The organism is Pseudomonas sp. K5002, from assembly GCF_013386655.1.
Taxonomy (GTDB): Bacteria; Pseudomonadota; Gammaproteobacteria; order Pseudomonadales; family Pseudomonadaceae; genus Aquipseudomonas.
In genome coordinates, this window is the sequence record NZ_JACARK010001410.1 from 1 (window position 1) to 1,265 (window position 1,265).

The following is a 1,265-nucleotide window of genomic DNA, read 5'->3' on the forward strand; positions in this document are numbered from 1 at the left end:
TGGCCGACTGTTGTGGGCGCTGGAGCGACGAAGCACCGCCCCTGGAACGCTTGCGCGAAGGTGGTTTCGACCCCGACAGCCCGGTGCTGCGCCGGGTGCTGACCTTGACCCAACAACTGATCGGCTTCCCCCGGCACCTGTCCCAGCACCCCGGCGGTTTCGTGATTTCCGAACACCCGCTGGACACCCTGGTGCCGGTGGAAAATGCGGCCATGGCCGAGCGCACCATCATCCAGTGGGACAAGGACGACCTCGACGCCGTGGGCCTGCTCAAGGTGGACATCCTCGCGCTGGGCATGCTCAGTGCGATTCGCCGCTGCTTCGACCTGCTGCGCCGCCATCGCAACCAGGACCTGAGCCTGGCTTCGGTGCCCAAGGAAGATGCGGCAACCTACGCGATGATCAGCAAGGCCGACACTATCGGCGTGTTCCAGATTGAGTCGCGGGCGCAGATGTCGATGTTGCCCCGCCTGCGACCGGAAAAATTCTACGACCTGGTCATTGAGGTCGCCATCGTGCGGCCGGGGCCCATCCAGGGTGGCATGGTGCATCCGTACCTGCGGCGGCGGAACAAGGAGGAAGAAACCACCTACCCATCGCCGGAACTCAAGTCCGTACTGGAACGAACCCTGGGCATCCCGCTGTTCCAGGAACAGGTCATGCAGATCGCTATGGTCGCCGCCGATTACACACCCGGCGAAGCCGACCAACTGCGCCGTTCCATGGCCGCCTGGAAACGCCACGGCGGCCTCGAACCCCATCAGCAACGCCTGCGCACCGGCATGCTGAAAAACGGCTACAGCGAAGCCTTCGCCGCGCAGATCTTCGAGCAGATCAAGGGCTTTGGCAGCTACGGTTTTCCCGAGTCCCACGCCGCCAGTTTCGCCTTGCTGACCTATGCCAGTTGCTGGCTCAAATGCCATGAACCGGCAGCGTTCGCCTGCGCCCTGATCAACAGCTGGCCCATGGGTTTCTACAGCCCCGACCAGATCCTGCAGGACGCCCGTCGTCATCATTTGCAGATCCGCCCGGTGGATGTGCAGGCCAGTGACTGGGATTGCAGCCTTGAGCCGATCGAAGGCCAGCAACCGGCGATTCGCATGGGCTTGCGCATGATCTCCGGGTTTCGCGAAGAGGCCGGCCGGCGTATCGAAGCGGCGCGCCAGGCCCGGGCGTTTTTTGATATTGCCGACTTGGGCGAGCGTGCCCAATTGGACACTCGCGCCCAGGAACTGCTGGCGGATGCCGGTGCCTTGCGCGGCCTG

At 63.9% G+C, this 1,265-nt stretch carries 1 pseudogene; it reads left to right on the forward strand.

The window, feature by feature from the left end:
* Window positions 1-1,265, forward strand: a pseudogene (dnaE2, locus tag HX846_RS36785) (error-prone DNA polymerase); the annotation flags it as partial.